This window comes from Rhodovarius crocodyli (assembly GCF_004005855.1).
GTDB lineage: Bacteria > Pseudomonadota > Alphaproteobacteria > Acetobacterales > Acetobacteraceae > Rhodovarius > Rhodovarius crocodyli.
Genome location: NZ_SACL01000001.1, coordinates 902,426 through 921,562 on the forward strand (window position 1 = coordinate 902,426; position 19,137 = coordinate 921,562).

At 70.7% G+C, this 19,137-nt stretch carries 22 protein-coding genes; 14 read left to right on the forward strand and 8 right to left on the reverse strand.

Translation table 11 applies throughout. The features are described from left to right. The first annotated feature begins 55 nt into the window (after positions 1 to 55). Together EOD42_RS04315 and EOD42_RS04320 are read left to right on the forward strand one after the other, a co-directional pair. Positions 56 to 1,354 carry an Nramp family divalent metal transporter gene (locus EOD42_RS04315; protein WP_127786221.1) on the forward strand — a complete coding sequence of 433 codons (1,299 nt, stop codon included), beginning with the start codon at positions 56 to 58 and terminating at the stop codon, positions 1,352 to 1,354. Positions 1,355 to 1,474: 120 nt separating this feature from the next. Next, on the forward strand, positions 1,475 to 2,452 hold the full coding sequence (locus tag EOD42_RS04320; RefSeq protein ID WP_127786222.1) for a Bug family tripartite tricarboxylate transporter substrate binding protein: 978 nt from the start codon (positions 1,475 to 1,477) through the stop codon (positions 2,450 to 2,452). On the opposite strand, the gene EOD42_RS04325 is transcribed toward EOD42_RS04320, so the two are convergent. After that, the gene (locus EOD42_RS04325) at positions 2,449 to 3,186 is read right to left on the reverse strand and encodes a TSUP family transporter (protein WP_127786223.1); all 738 of its coding nucleotides are present in this window, start codon (positions 3,184 to 3,186) and stop codon (positions 2,449 to 2,451) included. The two genes, EOD42_RS04320 and EOD42_RS04325, sit on opposite strands and share 4 nt — an antisense overlap. Here EOD42_RS04325 and EOD42_RS04330 point away from each other — a divergent pair. Further along, positions 3,185 to 4,144 carry a LysR substrate-binding domain-containing protein gene (locus EOD42_RS04330; protein WP_240654876.1) on the forward strand — a complete coding sequence of 320 codons (960 nt, stop codon included), beginning with the start codon at positions 3,185 to 3,187 and terminating at the stop codon, positions 4,142 to 4,144. The genes EOD42_RS04325 and EOD42_RS04330 overlap by 2 nt on opposite strands. Here the strand turns inward: EOD42_RS04330 and EOD42_RS04335 are convergent. Genes EOD42_RS04335 through EOD42_RS04345 form a run of 3 tightly spaced genes read right to left on the reverse strand, consistent with a single transcriptional unit; the run spans position 4,131 to position 5,841 of the window. Next, positions 4,131 to 4,430: an AzlD family protein gene (locus EOD42_RS04335; protein ID WP_127786224.1), complete on the reverse strand. Its 300-nt coding sequence runs from the start codon at positions 4,428 to 4,430 to the stop codon at positions 4,131 to 4,133. The two genes, EOD42_RS04330 and EOD42_RS04335, sit on opposite strands and share 14 nt — an antisense overlap. Next, entirely contained in the window at positions 4,427 to 5,116 is a 690-nt protein-coding gene (locus EOD42_RS04340; RefSeq protein WP_127786225.1) for an AzlC family ABC transporter permease, read from the reverse strand. Before EOD42_RS04340 ends, EOD42_RS04335 begins: the two co-directional genes overlap by 4 nt. Then, the gene (locus tag EOD42_RS04345) at positions 5,116 to 5,841 is read right to left on the reverse strand and encodes an aspartate/glutamate racemase family protein (protein ID WP_127786226.1); all 726 of its coding nucleotides are present in this window, start codon (positions 5,839 to 5,841) and stop codon (positions 5,116 to 5,118) included. Before EOD42_RS04345 ends, EOD42_RS04340 begins: the two co-directional genes overlap by 1 nt. A 46-nt stretch (positions 5,842 to 5,887) precedes the next feature. Here EOD42_RS04345 and EOD42_RS04350 point away from each other — a divergent pair, with 46 nt between their 5' ends. The 5 genes from EOD42_RS04350 to EOD42_RS04370 all read left to right on the forward strand — a co-directional run bounded on the left by EOD42_RS04350 (position 5,888) and on the right by EOD42_RS04370 (position 12,016). After that, entirely contained in the window at positions 5,888 to 7,027 is a 1,140-nt protein-coding gene (locus EOD42_RS04350) for a M20/M25/M40 family metallo-hydrolase (protein WP_127786227.1), read from the forward strand. Between the two features lie 273 nt (positions 7,028 to 7,300). After that, complete coding sequence (gene murJ, locus EOD42_RS04355; RefSeq protein WP_127786228.1) at positions 7,301 to 8,839, forward strand: murein biosynthesis integral membrane protein MurJ; 1,539 nt, start codon at positions 7,301 to 7,303, stop codon at positions 8,837 to 8,839. A gap of 61 nt (positions 8,840 to 8,900) precedes the next feature. Next, positions 8,901 to 9,902, forward strand: a complete 1,002-nt coding sequence (gene trpS / locus EOD42_RS04360) for a tryptophan--tRNA ligase (protein ID WP_127786229.1) — start codon at positions 8,901 to 8,903, stop codon at positions 9,900 to 9,902. Positions 9,903 to 9,915: 13 nt separating this feature from the next. Further along, the gene (locus EOD42_RS04365; RefSeq protein ID WP_127786230.1) at positions 9,916 to 11,010 is read left to right on the forward strand and encodes a 2OG-Fe(II) oxygenase family protein; all 1,095 of its coding nucleotides are present in this window, start codon (positions 9,916 to 9,918) and stop codon (positions 11,008 to 11,010) included. Between the two features lie 43 nt (positions 11,011 to 11,053). After that, on the forward strand, positions 11,054 to 12,016 hold the full coding sequence (locus tag EOD42_RS04370) for a Bug family tripartite tricarboxylate transporter substrate binding protein (protein WP_164867776.1): 963 nt from the start codon (positions 11,054 to 11,056) through the stop codon (positions 12,014 to 12,016). 9 nt (positions 12,017 to 12,025) lie between these two features. Here EOD42_RS04370 and EOD42_RS04375 read toward each other — a convergent pair whose 3' ends face one another. Genes EOD42_RS04375 through EOD42_RS04385 form a run of 3 tightly spaced genes read right to left on the reverse strand, consistent with a single transcriptional unit; the run spans position 12,026 to position 14,611 of the window. Beyond that, positions 12,026 to 13,384: an ATP-binding protein gene (locus EOD42_RS04375; RefSeq protein ID WP_127786232.1), complete on the reverse strand. Its 1,359-nt coding sequence runs from the start codon at positions 13,382 to 13,384 to the stop codon at positions 12,026 to 12,028. A gap of 10 nt (positions 13,385 to 13,394) precedes the next feature. Next, positions 13,395 to 14,096, reverse strand: coding sequence for a response regulator (locus tag EOD42_RS04380; protein ID WP_127786233.1), 702 nt, complete (start codon positions 14,094 to 14,096; stop codon positions 13,395 to 13,397). Next, positions 14,093 to 14,611, reverse strand: coding sequence for a MarR family winged helix-turn-helix transcriptional regulator (locus EOD42_RS04385; protein ID WP_127786580.1), 519 nt, complete (start codon positions 14,609 to 14,611; stop codon positions 14,093 to 14,095). The genes EOD42_RS04380 and EOD42_RS04385 overlap by 4 nt, the downstream gene beginning before the upstream one ends. 158 nt (positions 14,612 to 14,769) lie before the next feature. On the opposite strand from EOD42_RS04385, the gene EOD42_RS04390 reads away from it, so the two are divergent. The 5 genes from EOD42_RS04390 to EOD42_RS04410 all read left to right on the forward strand — a co-directional run bounded on the left by EOD42_RS04390 (position 14,770) and on the right by EOD42_RS04410 (position 17,715). Next, on the forward strand, positions 14,770 to 15,672 hold the full coding sequence (locus EOD42_RS04390) for a branched-chain amino acid aminotransferase (protein ID WP_127786234.1): 903 nt from the start codon (positions 14,770 to 14,772) through the stop codon (positions 15,670 to 15,672). Between the two features lie 7 nt (positions 15,673 to 15,679). Then, positions 15,680 to 16,249: a RecX family transcriptional regulator gene (locus EOD42_RS04395; protein ID WP_127786235.1), complete on the forward strand. Its 570-nt coding sequence runs from the start codon at positions 15,680 to 15,682 to the stop codon at positions 16,247 to 16,249. Continuing rightward, positions 16,246 to 16,947, forward strand: a complete 702-nt coding sequence (locus EOD42_RS04400) for an AzlC family ABC transporter permease (RefSeq protein ID WP_127786236.1) — start codon at positions 16,246 to 16,248, stop codon at positions 16,945 to 16,947. Before EOD42_RS04395 ends, EOD42_RS04400 begins: the two co-directional genes overlap by 4 nt. Next, positions 16,944 to 17,270, forward strand: coding sequence for an AzlD family protein (locus EOD42_RS04405; protein ID WP_240654879.1), 327 nt, complete (start codon positions 16,944 to 16,946; stop codon positions 17,268 to 17,270). Before EOD42_RS04400 ends, EOD42_RS04405 begins: the two co-directional genes overlap by 4 nt. 76 nt (positions 17,271 to 17,346) lie before the next feature. Beyond that, entirely contained in the window at positions 17,347 to 17,715 is a 369-nt protein-coding gene (locus EOD42_RS04410; protein ID WP_127786237.1) for a zinc-ribbon domain-containing protein, read from the forward strand. On the opposite strand, the gene EOD42_RS04415 is transcribed toward EOD42_RS04410, so the two are convergent. Continuing rightward, the gene (locus tag EOD42_RS04415; RefSeq protein WP_338069627.1) at positions 17,712 to 18,011 is read right to left on the reverse strand and encodes a hypothetical protein; all 300 of its coding nucleotides are present in this window, start codon (positions 18,009 to 18,011) and stop codon (positions 17,712 to 17,714) included. The two genes, EOD42_RS04410 and EOD42_RS04415, sit on opposite strands and share 4 nt — an antisense overlap. Positions 18,012 to 18,117: 106 nt before the next feature. Here EOD42_RS04415 and EOD42_RS04420 point away from each other — a divergent pair, with 106 nt between their 5' ends. Continuing rightward, entirely contained in the window at positions 18,118 to 19,086 is a 969-nt protein-coding gene (locus EOD42_RS04420) for a D-2-hydroxyacid dehydrogenase (protein ID WP_206020232.1), read from the forward strand. Positions 19,087 to 19,137 lie beyond the last annotated feature (51 nt).

Below are 19,137 nucleotides of genomic sequence, written 5' to 3' on the forward strand. Positions count from 1 at the left end.
CTCTTGATAGGCCCGGTTGCAAATCTTAGCCTACACTAAGTTTTGGAGTGCCAGCATGACCCACCCCGATACCGTCAGCCTGCCGGAGGTGCATCGCAGCGTGGCGGTGCCCGGCGGCGGCGGCAAGCTGCGCCGGATGATGGCCTATATGGGCCCGGGCTTCCTGGTCGCGGTGGGGTATATGGACCCCGGCAACTGGGCGACCTCGCTCGCGGGTGGGTCGGCCTTCGGCTACACGCTGCTGGCCGTGGCGCTGATGTCGTCCCTGATGGCCATGCTGTTGCAGGCCTTCTGCGCGCGGCTGGGGGTCGCGACGGGCCGGGACCTGGCGCAGCTGTGCCGCGAACGCTTCCCCCGCGCCGCCTTCCCCCTATGGCTGCTGGCCGAGATCGCGATCTGCGCGACTGACCTCGCGGAACTGATCGGCACCGCCATCGCGCTGGAGCTGCTGTTCGGCATTCCGCTGCTGTATGGCGTGGGGCTGACGGTGCTGGATACCTTCCTGATCCTGTGGTTGCAGCACAAGGGCATGCGCTGGCTGGAGGCGCTGGTCGCGGGCTTCATCTTCCTGATCTTCGGCTGCTTCGCGGTGCAGATCGCCCTCGCGCATCCGGTGTGGGGCGATGTGCTGATGGGCTATGTGCCGGCCGCCACCATCATCACGGACCGCACGCAGCTCTACATCGCCATGGGCATCATCGGCGCTACCGTGATGCCGCATAACCTTTATCTGCACACCGCCATCGTGCAGTCCCGCGCCTGGCGCCAGGACCTGGCCGGCAAGAAGGAGGCGATCCGCTACGCCATCCTGGACAGCACCGTCGCGCTCTGCCTGGCGCTGATGATCAATTCCGCCATCCTGATCACCGCGGCGGCCATCTTCCATACCTCCGGCAATACCGAGATCGCGGAGATCGGCGATGCCTATCGCCTGATGGCGCCGCTGCTGGGCAGCGACATGGCGGCGAAGCTGTTCGCGGTGGCGCTGCTGCTGTGCGGGCTGAACGCCACCGTGACCGCGACGCTGGCCGGGCAGATCGTGATGGAGGGCTTCATCCGCTTCCGCCTGTCGCCCGTGCTGCGGCGGCTGGTGACGCGCATCGTCGCGATCGTGCCGGCGGTGCTCGTCACCTATTACTACGGCGAGTCCGGCACGGCGCAGCTGCTGATCCTGTCGCAGGTGCTGCTGTCGCTTCAGCTGCCCTTCGCCGTGATCCCGCTGATGATCTTCGTGCAGGACCAGCAGCGCCTGGGCCCGCTGGCCGCCCCCGGCTGGCAGGTGAAGGTGGGCTGGGTGATCGCGGCGATCATCGTGGCGCTGAACGTGAAGATGCTGAGCGATCTGGTGATCTGACCATGTCTGGCATGTCGTTTGCCTATCCCGTGTGCGGATTGGGGTTTCCGCGCCACCGCATGGGGAAGATGCGTTCATAAGGCGCACGCTCCCCGTGCATCTGCTTCACGGGAGAGCATCATGAATCGTCGCCAACTTATGACTGCCGGCCTGGGCCTGCCTCTGGCTGCCCCGGCGCTTGCCCAATCCGGCGCTTGGCCCAGCCGGGGTTCCATCCGGCTGATCGCGCAGTTTCCGCCCGGCGGGCTGGTCGATACCGTGGCGCGGCTGATGGCGCCCGCCATGTCCCAGGCGCTGGGCCAGACGGTGGTGGTGGAAAACCGCGCCGGCGCCGGCGGCGTGATCGGCACCGATGCCGTGGCGAAGGCCGCCCCGGACGGCTACACCCTGCTGGTCAGCCATGCCTCGGTGCATGTGTATTCCACGGCGACCATGCCCAGCCTGCCCTTCGACCCCATCACCGACTTCACCCATATGGGCATGCTGGTCGAGGCATCGAACGTGCTGCTGGTGAAGGGTGACAGCCCCTATCGCACGCTGGACCAGTACCTGACCGCGGCCCGCACCCGCGCCGTGCGCTTCGGCAGCAGCGGCATCGGCTCCGCTCCGCATCTGCTGGGCGCGATGCTGAGCTCGGAGGCGCATGCGCCGAACCTGGACCATGTGCCCTATCGCGGCAGCGCGCCTGCCCTGCAGGACCTGATGGCCAATGTGATCGAGAGCTTCATCGACCCCATCACCACCAATGTGCAGATGATGAAGGACGGCGTGCTGCGCGCGTTGGCGGTCTCCACCCCGCAGCGCCTGCCGGCCTTCCCGGATGTGCCGACCTTCGCGGAGCTGGGCTTCCCCAAGCTGACCAGCGCGCAGTGGCTGGGCCTGTCCGGGCCGAAGGGCCTGCCGGCGCCGATCGTGGAGCGCATCTCGGCACTGATCCCGCAGATCGTGACCATGCCCACCCTGCGCGCGCGCTTCGAGGAGCTGCAGACCCTGCCGCGCAACCCGCCGCCGATGGGCGCGGAATTCGTGGGCATCATCCGCGAGCAGATCCGCGATTGGACCGCCGTGGCGCGGCAGTTCAATATCGTGGTGAGCTAACCCACGGCGCGCCAGAGGATCTCCGCGCCGAGTATCGCCAGCCCGACGAAGAAGATCTTCCGGAACAGTTCCGGGCGCACCCGCGCCCGGAGCCACCCGCCCAGCAGCATGCCCAGCAAGGCCGGCAGCAGCGCCAGCAGCGACGCACCCAGCGCCAGCCCCGGCAGGGCGCCATGCCAGGCCAGCCCCAGCCCCAGCGCGAAGGTCGAGACGGTGAAGGACAGGCCCAGCGCCTGCACCAGATCGTCGCGCGCCAGCCCCAGCGCCGAGAGATACGGCACGGCCGGGATGACGAACACGCCCGTCGCACCCGTGACGGCGCCGGTCGCCAGCCCCACCAGCGGCCCGGCCCAGCCGCGTGCCTGCACCGGCACGCTCAGGCCGGGCTTCGCCAGCCCGATGGCCGCATAGGCCAGCAGCGCCAGCCCCAGCCCGGCGGTGGCCAGATGCACCGCCGGCCCGGCGATCAGGCCGGAGCACGCGATGGTGCCGAGCGCGATGCCCAGCATCATCCCCCACAACTGCCGCAGCAGCGGCAGGAAGCGCGGCCCGGCCAGCAGCTGCCACAAATTCGTCACCGCCGAAGGCACCAGCAGCATGGCCGCCGCCTGGGCGGGCGGCATGGCGGCGGCCAGCAACCCCATGGCCACCGTCGGCAGGCCCAGGCCGATCACGCCCTTCACCAGCCCCGCCAGCAGAAAGGTCAGCGTGATCAGGATCAGGTGCTCGGTCATGATGCGCACACTGGACGGCCACCCAAGCGTCCGCAATCTGTCATTGGCAGAGCCAGGCTTCGGATATTACGAAGGCTGCATGCATCTGGACCTGACCGACCTGCGCCTGTTCCTGCTGGTGGCGGAGGCCGGCAGCATCACCGGCGGCGCCGACCGCGCCGGGCTCGCGCTCGCCAGTGCCAGCGCCCGGCTGCGCGGCATGGAGGATCAGGCAGGCCTCGCCCTGCTGGAGCGCGGGCGGCGCGGCGTGACGCCCACCCCCGCCGGCCGCGCCCTGCTGGTGCATGCCCGCACCATGCTGGCGCAGCTGGACCGGCTGCGGGGCGAGATGGGCGAATTCGCCGCCGGGCTGCGCGGCCATGTGCGGCTGCTGGCCAACACCGCTGCCTCCACCGAGATATTGCCGGATCTGCTGGCAGGCTTCCTGGCCGCCAACCCCAGCCTGGATGTGGAATTGCAGGACCGCACCAGCCCCGCCGTGGCCCAGGCGGTGGCGGAGGGTTCCGCCGAGCTGGGCATCGCGGCGGACCACGCGGATTTCTCGGGGCTGGAGCGGCACTTCTTCCGCGATGACCGGCTGGTGCTGGTAACGCCGCCGGGTCATCCGCTGGCGGGGCGCGGCGCGTTGCCATTCGCCGAGTGTCTCGCCGAGGAGTTCATCGGCCTGGCGGGCGACACCGCGCTGCACCTGCATGTGCTGGGCCATGCGCAGCGCGCCGGGCGGCCGCTGCGCATGCGGGCGCGGGTGGAGGGGGTGGACGGCGTGTGCCGCATCGTCTCGCAAGGCGTGGGCGTGGCGGTGGTGCCGGAACGCAGCGCCGCCCGCTGGCCCGCCCTTGCCGCCGTGCGGCTGGCCGACCCGTGGGCGGAACGCCGCCTGCACCTGGTGACGCGCGCGGGTGCCACGCTGACGCCCCCGGCGCGGCGGCTGGCAGATCACCTGCTCACGGCACGATAAGGCGCAGCACAGCCACCGTCGCCACCCCGGCCAGCGCCGCCGCCAGGTCGCTGCCGAACAGCCGCATCGCCAGCACCACCACCGCGAGCCCCGCGCATTCGGCGATGCGGCCCTGGCGCAGCACCGGCGCCAATATGCCCACCATCACACCCAGCGGCAGGGCGCGCAGCGCTGCCTCCAGCCGGGGCGTGATGGGCACGAAGCGCATCACCCAGAACCCGCCCACCCGGCAGAAGAACGACACCGCGGCCATGGCGACCAGCGCGATCAGGAACTCGGTGCTCATGGCCGGTGCATCAGCGCGCCGGCCGCCCCCGCCGCCAGGGCCGCGATCACGATCACCCAGCCCGCCGAGAGCATCGGCACCAGGACCAGCCCCGCCGCCAGCGCCGCCAGCACCGGCCACAGGTCAGCGCGCGACCGCCACATGCCCATCATCAGCGCGGCGGAGAATGCCACCAGCATGAAGTCCATGCCGAGCGAGGCAGGGTCCGGGATCAGCCCGCCCATCAGCCGCCCGGCCAGCGTGCCGCCCACCCAGGGCAGGAACATCGCGAGGCCGGAGCCCAGCACGAAGCCCGCATCGTCCTGCCCGCGCTCACGCTCGGCCATGGAGAGCGCCCAGTTGGCGTCGCCCAGGAAGAACAGGCTGCTGTAGCTCTGCGCCGGCGGCGCGCCGCCCAGCCACGGGTACATCGCCGCGCCATACAGCAGATAGCGCGCGTTCATCAGCAGCACCGTGGCCAGCAGCGGCAGCAGGGCCGCGCCCTCACGCATCACCTGCAACGCCGCCATCTGGGCGGAGCCCGAATAGACGAAGATGCTCATCAGCACGGCTTCCAGCGCCGAGAGCCGGGCCTCGGTGGCCAGGATGCCGAAAACGAGGCCGTAGATCAGCACGCCCGCGCCGAGCGGCTGGGCGCGCAGAAACCCGTGCCGCACCCCCGCCCAGGTGAAGGGCGGCGCCTGCATCAGCCTTGCAGAGCCTGGGCCAGCGCGTCACCCAGCCCCTGGCTGGCGCGGCCCTTCACGGGCGCCAGGCTGCCGTTCAGCGGGCGGGGCAGCTTCAGCCCCGCCAGCCCTTCCAGCAGGCGCACGCCGCAGGCGATGCCGTCCAGCAGGGGCACCGGGCTGTTCAGCCGGGCGCCCATGCCCGCCAGTGCCGCGCCGCCCAGAACGATGCTCTCGGCCCCCTGGGAGACGAGGGCGGCGATGGCGGTGTTGACCTGCACGGCTACCGCCTGCGGGTCGTCCAGCGCATCCTTCGGCGTGGCGGAAACGCCCAGCAGCCCGGCCAGCCGGCCGGAGAAGCCATGATGGGCAATGAGCTCGCGATAGATCTCGACACCGCCGAAGGTGACCAGGCCGAAACGGCGGCCGACCGTCATGGCGGTGAGACACGCCGCTTCGGTCATGCCCAGCACCGGGCAGGGCATCAGCTGGCGCGCGGCCTCCAGCGCCGTGTCGTAGCTGACGGCCAGCAGCACGCCGTCCACCTTTCCGGCGAAGGGGGCCATCGCCTCCAGCATGCCATGCGCCGCGATGGCGTTTTCCAGCCGGCTGGAGATCACGGCCGGGCCGATGGCCGGGGTCAGGGGCACGACCTCCGTCCCTGGCGACGCGGCGGCCCGCCCGGCGGCCGCACAGAGTTCGGTGATCGCGGCCGTGGTGTTGCCGTTGACGAGAAGAATGCGCATGGCCGCCAGCTTGCAGAGCCGTCACACCCGCCGCAAGCTCCGTGGCATGACACCCGACACCGCCGCCCTCGACCTGCCCTTCGACTCCGACCGCATGCTGGATGGCCTGCGCACTTGGATCGAAACCGAAAGCCCCACCTTCGACGCCGCCGCCGTCAACCGGATGATGGGCGTCGCCGCCCGCGACCTGGCGCTGGCGGGTGCCAGCGTGGAGACGATCCCGGGCCGGATGAACCTGGGCGACTGCGTGCGCGCCAAGTTCGACCACCCGTCGAAGGAAAAGGGCATCCTCGTCCTCGGCCACATGGACACGGTGCACCCGATGGGCACCATCAACGGCCAGCTGCATTTCCGCCGTGAGGGCAACAAGGCCTTCGGCCCCGGCATCCAGGACATGAAGGGCGGCAACTACATCGCGCTCGAAGCCGTGAAGCAGCTGCGCGCCGCCGGTATCCAGACCTCGCGCCCCGTGACGTTCCTGTTCACCTCCGACGAGGAAATCGGCAGCCCCGCCACCCGTGACCTGATCGAGGCAGAGGCCGCCCGCCACGCCGTGGTGCTGGTGCCCGAGCCCGCGCGGCCCGATGGCGGCGTGGTGACCGGCCGCTATGCCATCGCGCGCTTCAACATGCGCAGCACCGGCCGCCCCTCCCATGCCGGCGCACGCCTGGCCGAGGGCCGCAGCGCCATCAAGGAAATGTGCCGCCAGATCCTCGCGATCGAGGACATGACGACGGAGGCCTGCACCTTCTCGGTCGGCGTGCTGCAGGGCGGCACCTGGGTGAACTGCGTGACCACCCATTGCGACGCGGAGGCCCTGTCCATGGCCAAGCGCCAGGAGGATCTGGACGCCGCGGTCGAGAAGATGCTGGCCCTGCGCGCCACCGGCAACGACGTGTCCTTCGAGGTGAAGCGCGGCGTGACGCGGCCGGTGTGGGAACCCAACGAAGGGGTCATGCAGTTGCACGGCAAGGCTCAGGCCCTGGCCGAGCGGCTGGGCTTCAACGTGCCGTCGCAGTCGGCCGGCGGCGGGTCGGACGGCAACTTCACCGGCGCCATGGGCATCCCGACGCTGGACGGCCTGGGCGTGCGCGGCGCGCTGGCGCACACGCTGGAGGAGCACATCTTCGTGGACAGCCTGGCGGAGCGCGGGAAGCTGTTCGCGGGGTTGTTGCAGGTGGTGTGAGGCACTCGGGGGCCTTGCCCCCGAACCCCCACCAGGACCGTGCTCGGTCCTGGACCTAGAGCACTTGGCACCAGACCCTGCCAAGGTTTTTCTCATTGAATATTATAATGAAAATGGCGCCAAGCCTGCGAAGGCCGGGCGCCAAACTTCTATCAGGTCCAGGAGATATTATCTCCTGGCGGGGGTGCCGGGGGCAGAGCCCCTGGCTCGGGGTGTCGGGGGCAAAGCCCCTGACGGCTTGAACCCCCCGCCCCTCCGTGGGACACCGCGCTGATGCTGCGTCACTTCGCCACTGTCGGCGGCTGGACCATGGCGAGCCGCCTGCTCGGCTTCGCGCGGGACATGCTGATCGCCGCCCGGCTGGGTGCCGGCCCGATGGCCGATGCCTTTTTCGTCGCCCTCAAGCTGCCCAACCTGTTCCGCCGCCTGTTCGGTGAGGGCGCGTTCAACGCCGCCTTCGTGCCGGCCTTCGCGTCGCTCTACACCCGCCAGGGGCCGCAGGCCGCGCGGCAGCTGGCGGAGCGCCTGGCATCGCTGATGGCCTTGTGGCTGGGCGGGCTGACGGTGCTGGGGCTGGTGTTCATGCCGCAGGTGCTGGCGGTGCTGGCCCCCGGCTTCGCCGCGCGCGGCGAGGAGCAGATGCGCCTGGCCACCGAGCTGACGCGCATCGTGTTTCCGTATCTGCCCTTCATCTGCCTGACGGCGCTGGTCTCGGGCGTGCTGAACAGCATGTCGCGCTTCACGGCGGCGGCGGCGGCGCCGATCTTCTTCAACCTGCTGTCCATGGCGTCCCTGCTGGCGCTCGCGCGCTATACAGACACGCCGGCCCATGCGCTGGCCTGGGGTGTCACGATCTCGGGCGTGGCGCAGCTGTGGCTGGTCTGGTGGGCGGCGGCGCGGGCCGGGATGGTGCTGCGGCCGGCCCTGCCCCGGCTCTCGGCCGCCGAGATGCAGGTGTTGCGCCGCATGGGGCCGGGGCTGATCGGGGCGGGCGTCACGCAGCTGAACCTGGCGGTGGATGTGATCATCGCGTCGCTGCTGCCGGCGGGCTCGGTGTCCTTCCTGTATTACGCGGACCGCGTGGCGCAGCTGCCGCTGGGCGTGATCGGGGCGGCGATCGGCACTGCGCTGCTGCCCACGCTGGCGGCGCAGCTGGCGGGCGGCAAGAGCCTGTCGGCGCATCTGTCGATGAACCGGGGCGTCGAGATCACGCTGGCGCTGTGCGTGCCGGCGGCGGCAGCCCTGATGGTGCTGGCGCACCCGATCATGGCGGTGCTGTTCCAGCGCGGCGCCTATACGGCCGCCGATGTCGCGGCCAGCGCGCCGGTGCTGGTGGCCTATGCCGCCGGCCTGCCGGCCTTCGTGCTGGTGAAGGCGCTGGCGCCCGGCTTCTTCGCGCGGGGCGACACCCGCACGCCGGTCATCATCGGGCTGTGCACCGTGGCGCTGAACCTGGGGCTGAACCTGCTGTTCCTGCACGCCACGGGGTTCGAGGCTGTGGGCATCGCGGCCTCCACCGGCATCGCGGCCTGGGTGAATGCGGGGCTGCTGGGCGTGCTGCTGCTGCGCCGGCGGCTGTGGGTGCCCGACAGGCGGCTGCGGCGGGACATGCCGCGCCTGCTGGCCTCGGCCGCGGCGATGGCGGCGGTGCTGTGGGTGCTGGCCGCATTCCTGCCCATGGGGCCGGGCCTGCTGGGCAGCGCGGTGTTCGGGGCGGTCTGCGTGGTGGGGGCCGGCTGCTACTTCGCGCTGGCGCATGTCACGGGCGCGCTGGACCTGCGCGAGGTGAAGCGGATGATGCGGCGGCGGTGACTTGACCCCACCCCCGGGGCGCGCGAAGCAAAGCGCCTCTGTTCACCATGGAAGCACCCCCATGCAGCGCGTTTTCTCGGGCATCCAGCCCTCCGGCATTCCCACTCTCGGCAACTACCTGGGTGCCATCCGCAACTGGGTGCCGATGCAGGACGAAAGCGAGTGCCTGTTCTGCGTGGTGGACCTGCACGCCATCACCCAGCGGCAGGACCCGAAGGAGCTGCTGTCCAACACCCGCGAAATGGCCGCCACCCTGCTGGCCTGCGGTCTGGACCTGAACAAGTGCACCCTGTTCGTGCAGTCCCATGTGCCGGCGCATGCGCAGCTGGGCTGGGTGTTCAACTGCATCGCGCGCATGGGCTGGCTGAACCGCATGACGCAGTTCAAGGACAAGGCCGGCAAGAACCGTGAGGAAGTCTCGACCGGCCTGTTCGTCTATCCGAACCTGATGGCGGCCGACATCCTGGTCTATCACGCCAATGTCGTGCCCGTGGGCGACGACCAGAAGCAGCACCTGGAGCTGGCGAACGACATCGCGCAGAAGTTCAACCACGATTACGGCGTGGACTTCTTCCCCAACATCCAGCCGATGATCCAGGGCGTGGCCGCGCGGGTGATGAGCCTGCGTGACGGCACCAAGAAGATGAGCAAGTCCGACCCCTCGGACCAGTCGCGCATCAACCTGACCGACGACGCGGACCTGATCGCGGACAAGATCAAGCGCGCCAAGACCGACCCCGATGTGCTGCCGGACAACCTGGCCGCGCTGGAAGGCCGGCCGGAGGCACGGAACCTGGTGGGCATCCTGGCCGCCGTCACGGGCACCACGCCCGAGGCCGTGCTGGCCGAGCATGCGGGCAAGGGTTTCGGCGCCTTCAAGCCGGTGCTGACGGAGGCCCTGGTCTCGCACCTGACGCCGATCCGGGCCGAGATGCAGCGCCTGCTGACCGACCCCGGCGCGCTGGATGCCGAGCTGCGGCGCGGCGCCGAGAAGGCGGATGCGATCGCGGAGCCGATCCTGAAAAAGACCTACGAGATCGTGGGCTTCCTGGCCCGTCGGTGACATAGTCCGGGGCATGAGTACGCATGCCCTGCCCCGCGTCGGTGACCCGGTTCCCTGGTGGATCGGCGCAACCGACGCGAACCCCCGCTTCGTCATGGGCTCGGTCGCCGGGCGCTATGTGCTGCTGGGGTTCCTCGGCAGCGCGGCCCAGCCCCTGGTGGCAGAGGCGCTGGCCGTGCTGAACGCCGCCACCCTGCCCGACCCCGGCCATGCCGTGGCTTTCCTGGTCTCCGTCGACCCCGCCGACCGCGAGCAGGCGCGCATTCCCCAGCGCCCGCCGGTGCTGCGCGCGGTGTGGGATGAGGGCGCGGCCATCAGCCGCCAATACGGCGTGGTGCGCGAAGGTGCCGCGGGCATGGAGTACCAGCCCTGCTGGATGCTGCTGGACCCGCAGTTGCGCGTGCTGGAAGTGGCGCCCATCAACGCCCTGGCGCCCTTGCTGGCGCGGCTTCAGGCCCTGCCGCCGCCCGGCCTGCACGCGGGCTGTGCCGTGCCCGCCCCCGTGCTGGTCCTGCCGCGCGTGTTCGAGCCCGGCCTGTGCCGCGCGCTGATGGATGAATACGACCGCCAGGGCGGCGAGCAGAGCGGCTTCATGCGCGAGGTGAACGGCCGCACCGTGCTGCTGCACGACACCGGCCATAAGGTGCGCCGCGACGTGAACCTGGAGAACGGCCCGCTGAAGGACGCGGTTCAGCACCGCATCCGCACCCGCGTGGTGCCCGAGATCCAGCGCGCCTTCCAGTTCACCGCCACCCGCATGGAACGCTATCTGGTCGCCTGCTACGACGCGGCGGAGGGCGGGCATTTCTCCGCCCACCGGGACAACACGACCAAGGGCACGGCGCATCGGCGCTTCGCCGTCACCATCAACCTGAATGCCGAGGATTTTTCGGGCGGCGGGCTGCGCTTCCCGGAGTTCGGGCCCACGGAATACAAGGCGCCGACCGGGGGCGCCGTGGTGTTCTCCTGCTCGCTGCTGCACCAGGCGATGCCGGTCACGGCGGGGCGGCGCTATGCCTTCCTGCCCTTCCTGTATGACGACGCCGCCGCGAAGATCCGCGAGGAAAACATGAAATTCGTGGGTGCCCCCGCGGAGGCGGAGGGCTAGGCTTCCCCCAAGGCCGGAGAACCGGCCAGCAGGAGGAATGCCCATGAAACGTCGCACCCTGGCGGCCGCGCTCGCGGCTGCGCCCCTGGCGGCGCGCGCCCAAAGCCCCTGGCGCCCCGACAAGCCCATCCGCCTGGTGGTCGGCTTCGCCGCCGGCGGCAGCACCGACATCTCCGGCAGGTTGGTCGCGGAAGGGATCGCGCCGATCCTGGGCCAGCCGGTGGTGGTGGAGAACCGCGTCGGCGCCGGCGGAAATGTCGGGTCGGAGCTGGTGGCCCGCAGCGCGCCCGACGGGTCCGTCTTCGTCGTGGCCTCCGTGGGCACGCATGCCACCAACCAGTTCCTGTACCGGAACATGGGCTTCCATGTGGTGGACGACTTCACACCCGTCTCGCTGGTGCTGGGCGGGGGTGCCGTGCTGTGCGTGGACCCGCGCCTGCCGGTGCGCAACCTGCGGGAGTTCATCGACTATGCGAAGGCGCGGCCGGGGCAGCTCAACATGGGCACCAGCGGGCCGGGCGGCACCCAGCATTTCGCGGGCGCGCTGTTCGAGGATCTGGCCGGGGTGCGCTTCACCCACATCCCCTATCGCGGCGGCGCGCCGGCGATGGCGGACCTGATCGCGGGCCAGGTGCAGGTGGTGTTCGCGCCGCTGGCCGAGGCGATCGGCCCCATCCGGGGCGAGCAAGTGCGCCCGCTGGGCGGCAGCCGCCTGCAGCCCATGCCCGCTCTGCCTGACCTGGCGCCCATCGCCAGCGCCGTGCCGGGCTATGAGTTCAATTCCTGGATCGGCATCTTCGGCCCGGCGCGGCTGCCCCGGCCCATCGTGCAGGCCATGTCGGGCGCGATCGCGCAGGCGGTGCGGGAACCCAACCTGCGCCGGCGGATGGAACAGCAGGGCTACCTGCCCATCGGCGGCAGCGCCGAGGACATGGCCAAGGCGCAGCGCGAGGACGTGGCGCTGATGGAAAGGCTGGTGCGCCAGACGGGGGCGACGGCGGAGTAGCGGCGCCCCTCAGATCGGCAGGCGTACCCTGGCCCGCAGCCCGCCCATCGGGCTGGCTTCCAGCAGGATGTCGCCGCCATGGCCGCGCACCACGTCGCGCGCGATGGCCAGCCCCAGCCCGGTTCCGGTCGCGGAGCCGCTGGCGAAGGGCTTGAAGGCGCGCTCGCGCTCGGCCTCGGGGATGCCGGGGCCGTCGTCGTCCACCAGGATCTCGGCCCAATGCTCGTCGGCCTGGGCGGAGAGGCGAACGATGCTCGCGTGGCGGCGGGCATTGTCCAGCAGGTTGCCCACGGCGCGGCGCACCGCGCCCTCACGCAGGGGCAGGCGCAGGGCCTCGGGCAGCTCGGTGGAAAGCTGGCCGCCGCTGCGCCGCGCGCTCTCGGCCAGGTCGCGCAGCATGGGCACCAGGTCGGTCTCGACGGGCTTCTCCAGGCTCTCGCCGCGGGCGAAGGCGAGGTAGGCCTCGACCAGCCGCTCCATCTCCTCGGTGTCGTGCACCAGCCCGTCCACATCCTCCCGCAGCTCCGGGGTGGGGGGCAGCATGGCCAGCGTCAGGCGCATGCGCGTCAGGGGCGTGCGCAGGTCGTGGCTGATGCCGGCCAGCATGTCCGTGCGCTGCGCCACGAAGCGGCGCACGTTGTCGCGCATGGAATTGAAGGCGATGGCGGCCTGGCGCACCTCGGCGGCCCCTTCGGGCTTGATGGGCCCGATGTCGCGCCCCTGGCCGAAACTGTCCGCCGCCATGGCCAGGCGGCGGATGGCCCGCACCTGGATGCGCATGAACAGCACCGCGATGACGGCGAACACCACCGCGCTGCCCACCAGCCAGATCATGAACCAGTACAGCGTGGCGCTGAACAGGCGCTTGCGCGGGGCCTCCACATACAGCACGCCGCCGGGCAGCTGCACGCGCACCACAATGTTCTGCGGGTCCGACTGCCAGTCCGCGTCGAAGGGCAGGGCCACCAGGCGCGACAGCGCGTCGTGCAGGTCCTCCTCCAGCGGCAGCAGGGAGTTCCAGGCGGGGCGCTGGGGCACCGCACCCAGCCGCGCCCCCGGCTCGAAGGCCGCGGACATGCCGAGGCGCCAGGTGGCCTCGCGCAGGATGACGGGGTGCGCTTCCTCGGGCGTGCGGTTCAGCAGCTGCGCCACCATCCCGATCTCGCCGGCCAGCGAGGAGGACAGCCGGCGCGAGATCACATCCAGATGCCCGCCGTAGAAGGCGGTCAGCGCCACGGTCTGCACCACCAGCAGCGGCACCAGGATGATGAGCACGGCGCGCCCCAGCAGCCCCTTGGGCAGCAGGCGTCGCAACGGGCAGTCCCGCCGCGCCGAAACGGGGGCGGCCGGAAGCGCCGCGTCGCTCACGGTCGTGTCCTCACGGCCCGGGCCTCAGCACATAACCCTTGTGGCGGATGGTGTGCAGGAAGCGCGGCTCACGCGGGTCGGGCTCGATCTTGCGGCGCAGGCGCGTCACCTGCACGTCCACCGCGCGCTCCCCGGCATCGGGCGTGCCCAGGGCCTCGGCGATGGTCTCGCGGCTCAGAACCTCTCCGGCATGGGCGGCCAGCGCGCCCAGCAGGGCGGCCTCGCCGCCGGTCAGGCGCTGGGTGCCGTCGGGGCCGCGCAGTTCGCTGCGGTCCGGGTCGAACCAGCGCTGGCCGAGCTGGATCGGGCCCTTCTGCGGCGGCACCGCATTGGGCACGGGCACGGCCCGGCGCAGGATGGTGCGCACGCGATGCGCCAGCTCCCTCGGGTCGAAGGGCTTGGCCAGGTAGTCGTCGGCGCCGGATTCAAAGCCCGCCACGCGCTCATCCGGGGCGCCGCGCGCGGTCAGCATCAGCACCGGCACGTCGTTGCGGCGGGCGCGCAGGTCGGCCACCAGCTCCAGCCCCGTCTCGCCGGGCATCATCACGTCCAGCACCAGCATGTCGAAGGCCACGGCCTTCAGCGCCGCACGCGCCTCTGCCGCATCGGCCGCCACCGTGATGCGGAAGCCCGCTTCCGTCAGGAAGCGCTGCAGCAGGGAACGCAGGCGGGCGTCGTCATCCACCACGAGCAGATGCGGCTGGTCGGTCACGGCTGGCAGCCCTTCTCAAGCTGGTCGATCCATCCATTGGCGTCGGGGCCCATCAGCCCGCGCATCACGCGGCGGAAGCCCTCCACGGCCTGGGGCCCGGCCTCACGGTAGGCGCGCATGATGACCTCCCGCTGGCATTCGAACAGCCGGCGCTCGAAGGTCTGGCCCTTCTCGGTGAGGGAGAGCAGGCGCTGGCGCTTGTCGTGCCGGCCGGGGTTCTGCATCACATAGCCGTCCTCGATCAGCGGCTGCAGCACGCGCCCCAGCGACTGCTTGGTGATGGCCAGGATCGACAGCAGTTCACCCACCGTGATGCCCGGGCGGCGGCCCACATAGTGCAGCACCCGGTGATGGGCGCGGCCCATGCCGAGCTCGGCCAGGATCTGGTCCGGCCCCGCCGTGAAGTCGCGATAGCCGAAGAACAGCAGGTCCTGCGCCAGGCGCAGCTCGGCCTCTCTCAGGAACAGCAGGTCACGCGCGGAGGCGCCCGTACCGAGCCGCGTCGATTCGGGCATGGCTGCCATGCCGGGCGCTTTGGTCAGCATTGTTGACGCTTCTCCATTGGTTGTTCTAAAACGCCCCTATTGCACGACATAAAATTGCGCACAGACAGACAATCTTGAACTCATCTTAAAGCGCCGGGAAAACGGCGCAAAGCGGAGAACACCATATCATGGCCTTGATCCCTTTCGACGACCGTGACGGCTTCATCTGGCTGGACGGCGCGCTGGTGCCCTGGCGCGACGCGAAACTGCATGTTCTGACGCATGGGCTGCATTATGCCAGCGCCGTGTTCGAAGGCGAACGCTGCTATGCCGGCCATGTGTTCCGCCTGCGCGACCATACCGAGCGCCTTCTCCAGTCGGCCCGCATCCTGGGCTTCGAGATCCCCTATACCGCCGAGGCCATCGACGCGGCCTGCATCGAGACGCTGGCCGCCAACAACCTGACCGAGGCCTATCTGCGCCCCGTCGCCTGGCGCGGCAGCGAGGAGATGGGCGTCGGCGCCCGTGCCACCAAGACCCATCTGGCGATCGCGGTGTGGCAGTGGGGCGCCTATTTCGGGGTGGAGCAGCGGATGCGCGGCGTGCGCCTGGCGCTGTCGCCCTGGAAGCGCCCGGCGCCCGATACCGCGCCCACCGCCTCCAAGGCATCCGGCCTGTACATGATCGGCACCATGTCCAAGCACGCGGCGCAGGATCAGGGCTTCGACGATGCCTTCATGCTGGACCACAAGGGTGATCTGGCCGAGGCCACCGGCGCCAACGCCTTCTTCGTGATCGAGGGCGCCATCCATACGCCGAAACCGACCTGCTTCCTGGACGGCATCACCCGGCGCAGCGTGATGGCGCTGGCCCGCCGCCGGCAGATGGTGGTGCATGAGCGCGTGATGCCCGCCACCGACCTGGCCCGCGCGTCCGAGGTGTTCCTGGCCGGCACGGCGGCCGAGGTGACGCCCGTGGCCTGCATCGCGCAGCATGCCTATACCCCCGGCACCATCACCCGCACCCTGATGGAGGATTACGACCGGCTGGTCCGCATGCCTCCCGAGGAAGTGGCGAAGGTGATAGGCTGAGGCCACCATGCGGCCTCCCCGTAAATTGGGCCCGGCGCCCACCGAAGCCCGATTGCGGGAGGCAGCCCTGCGCCACCTGTCGCGGTTTTCCGCGACCGAGGCCGGGCTGCGCCGGGTGCTGACCAACAAGGTGCGCCGCTGGGCGACCATGGCAGAGGCCGAGGGGCGGGACACCGCCGCCGTGGCCCCGGCGCTGGCCGCCATACCCGCCATCGTCGCCGCCATGGTGGGCGCGGGGGCCGTGGATGACACGGCCTTCGCCGAGGCCCGCGCGCGCCGCCTGCTGCGGGGCGGACGGTCCCGCCGCGCGGCGGCCGCGCATCTGGCCGCCAAGGGCATCGCGGTCGAGACCGCCTCCGCCGCGCTGGACCAGGGGCCGGATGAGCGCGACGCGGCGCTGGCCCTGTGCAAGCGGCGCCGCATCGGCCCCTTCGGCCCGCCCGACCCGCCGCCGGAACTGTATATGAAGTGGCTGGGCACGCTGGCCCGCGCCGGCTTCGCGCGCGACATCGCCGAGGCCGCCTTGCGCCGCGACCCCGAGGAAGCGGCCGACCGGCTGATCGCGATGCGGCAATGAGCGCGCCCGTCACCTTCACCTGGGCGGGCTTCCGCCGGGGGCTGCGGCTGGTCGCGCCCGCCCTGCCCAGCTTCATTCCCTTCGGCCTCGTGGTCGGGTTGCAGGCGGCGGGCCAGGGCCTGTCGGCGCTGGAGATCACGCTGATGAGCCTGACGGTCTTCGCCGGCACCTCCCAGCTGGTGGGGCTGGGCGCCTGGGGCTGGCCGGTGCCGGTGCTGGCCGTGGCGGTGGCCGCCATGGTGGTGAACCTGCGCATGGCGCCGATGACCGCGGCCCTGACGCCGATGTTCCACGGCCTGCACGGCTGGCGGCTGTGGGCCAGCCTGTTCACCGTGACGGATCATTCCTTCGCCATGTCCGTGAAGGAGATGCGTGAGGGCAACCGCGACGCCGCCGTGCTGCTGGGCATGGGCATTCCCACCTGGCTGTGGTGGACCAGCTGCGTCACGCTGGGCCATGCGCTGGCGGGGGTGATGACCATCTCTGCCAGCCATCCGCTGGTGTTTGCCGGGCTGGCGACCATGGCGGCGCTGACGGTCACGCTGTGGCGCGGCCGGACGGACCTGCTGCCCTGGGGCGTGGCGGGCGCGGTGGGCGTGGCGTTGAGCCAGGCCGGGCTGCCCACGCCCTGGCCCATCCTGGCGGGCGCCATCGCCGGCAGCGCCGCCGGCGCCCTGCGGGACATGCGCCGGCCATGACGGAGCCCGGACTGTTCACCCTGCGGCTGGACGTGCTGCTGGCCATACTGGGCATGGCGGCCGCGACCTATGCCTGCCGCGCCGGGGGTTATGTGGTGCTGCGCGGGCGGCGGCCGCCGCGCTTCGTGCAGGCCATGCTGCAACACCTGCCGGGCTGCATCTTCGTGGCCTTCATCCTGCCCGGGGTGGTGGCCCAGGGGCCGCTGCACCTGGCCGGGGCCGCCGCCGCCGTGCTGTGCATGGCGCTGACCCGCATGCTGACGCTCTCGATCATCGTGGGCGTGGGCACGCTGTGGGCGCTGGTGGCGCTGCTGCCGGCATGAGGGCGCTCCACAATCTGCGGTTGCGTGCTTGTGGCCGCTTGCCCGCGCGGGGCAAGTGGCGGCACAAAGCATTCCGATGCTGATTGCCTGCCCCGCCTGCGACGCCACCTATCAGGTGCCGGACCATCTGGTCGCGGCGGGCCGTCAGATGCGCTGCGCCAAATGCGGGCATGACTGGCATTTCGTGCCGGAGGTAGCACCCTCTGCCGAGCGCAGGCCGGAGCCGGTGGAGCCCGCGCCGGTGGCGGCGCCGCCACTGGAAAGGCCCGTGGTCAGCACACCGCCGACGGATGCGGCGAAACCCGGAAAGCTGGTGCTGGCGCTGGCCTGGGTGGCCTCTGTGCTGGCGGTGGCCGGTGGCGTGGCCGCGCTGTTCCTGCTGCGCGTGCCCCTGGCCGAGGCCTGGCCGCCGCTGGAGCGGCTGTATGGCTGGGTCGGGCTTTAGATATACTCGCCCCTGAGGAAGCCGAGCGCCGGCAACGGCGTCCATTTCCGGGGCAGGTCCGTGCGCCTGATCGGCGCCAGGCTGTATTGCGGCACCGGCTGGCCTGACCGCCGCAGGAAATCGGCATAGGCCTGCACCTGCTGGGTGCGCCATGTCATGTCGGAGATCGCGGCGGCGCGGTTGCGGAACACTTCCGCGACCCGGGATTTCTTGCCCAGCGACGCCATCACGGCCCAGAGCGTGTCGTCGTCACGCTTCTGGAAGTTCACAAGTTCGGTCTGATTCACCTGTGCCACGGCCCCGATGCTGAGCGTTTCGCGGCAAGTCTGCAATGTTTTTCCGGCAGCTTGCGCGGGCGCGCAGGGGCATGTTCCCTGGCGCCACCAGACAGGGGAGATCGGCATGCTGCCGCCGCGCGACAAGATCACCATCGGCTTTGCCCATGTGGCCTATAACTGCAAGGCGCGGCTGGATGCGCGCAACCTGGGCTTCCGCACGCTGGAGGCCCGCACCCGCGCCGAGCTGGACGCCATGCTGCCGGAGCTGGACGTGCTGTCCCTGTCGGGCATGTGGCGCAACGACATCCCGCCCCTGGCGCCCAAGCTGCGCTACGTGCAGTCCATGTCCGCCGGCACCGACCAGTATGACCGCGCGATCATGAAGGCCGCCGGCATCAGCCTGGCGAGTGCGGCCGGCGCCAACGCCAAGGCCGTCAGCGAGCACGCCATTTCCCTGATGCTGGCCATGACCCGCCGCCTGCCCGAAGCCCGCGACAACCAGCACAAGAAGTTCTGGCGCGGCATGCAGAGCGACTTCTGGACCCGCGAGGACGAGCTGGCCGGCAAGACGCTGATCGTGGTGGGCATGGGCCGCATCGGCGGGCGGCTGATCCGCCTGGCCAAGGCCTTCGAGATGCATGTGATCGGCGTGCGCGCCAACCCCGCCGCCGGCGCCGAGGGCGCGGACGAGGTGTTCGGCATGGACGCCCTGCCAGCCATCCTGCCGCGCGCGGACATGGTCGTGCTGGTCTGCCCGCTGACGCCCGAGACCACGGGGCTGATGAACGCCACCACGCTGGCCGCGATGAAGCCCAGCGCCTATCTGATCAACTGCGCCCGCGGCAAGGTGTGCGACGAGGCGGAGCTGATCGCGGCGCTCGTCAGCGGCAAGATCAAGGGCGCGGCCCTGGACGTGACCGCCACCGAGCCCCTGCCCGAGACCAGCCCGCTCTGGACCCTGCCCAACGTCTTCATCACCCCGCACACGGGCGGCGAGACCTGCGTGTATGAGGACAATGTGCTGGACCTGCTGGTGGCGAACCTGGAGCGGGTGTGGGCGGGTGAGAGCACGCTGATCAATCAGATCGTGTAAACGGTTGCGCCGGGGCCCCGGCTGGGCTGACATGCCTCCAACAAAACTGGA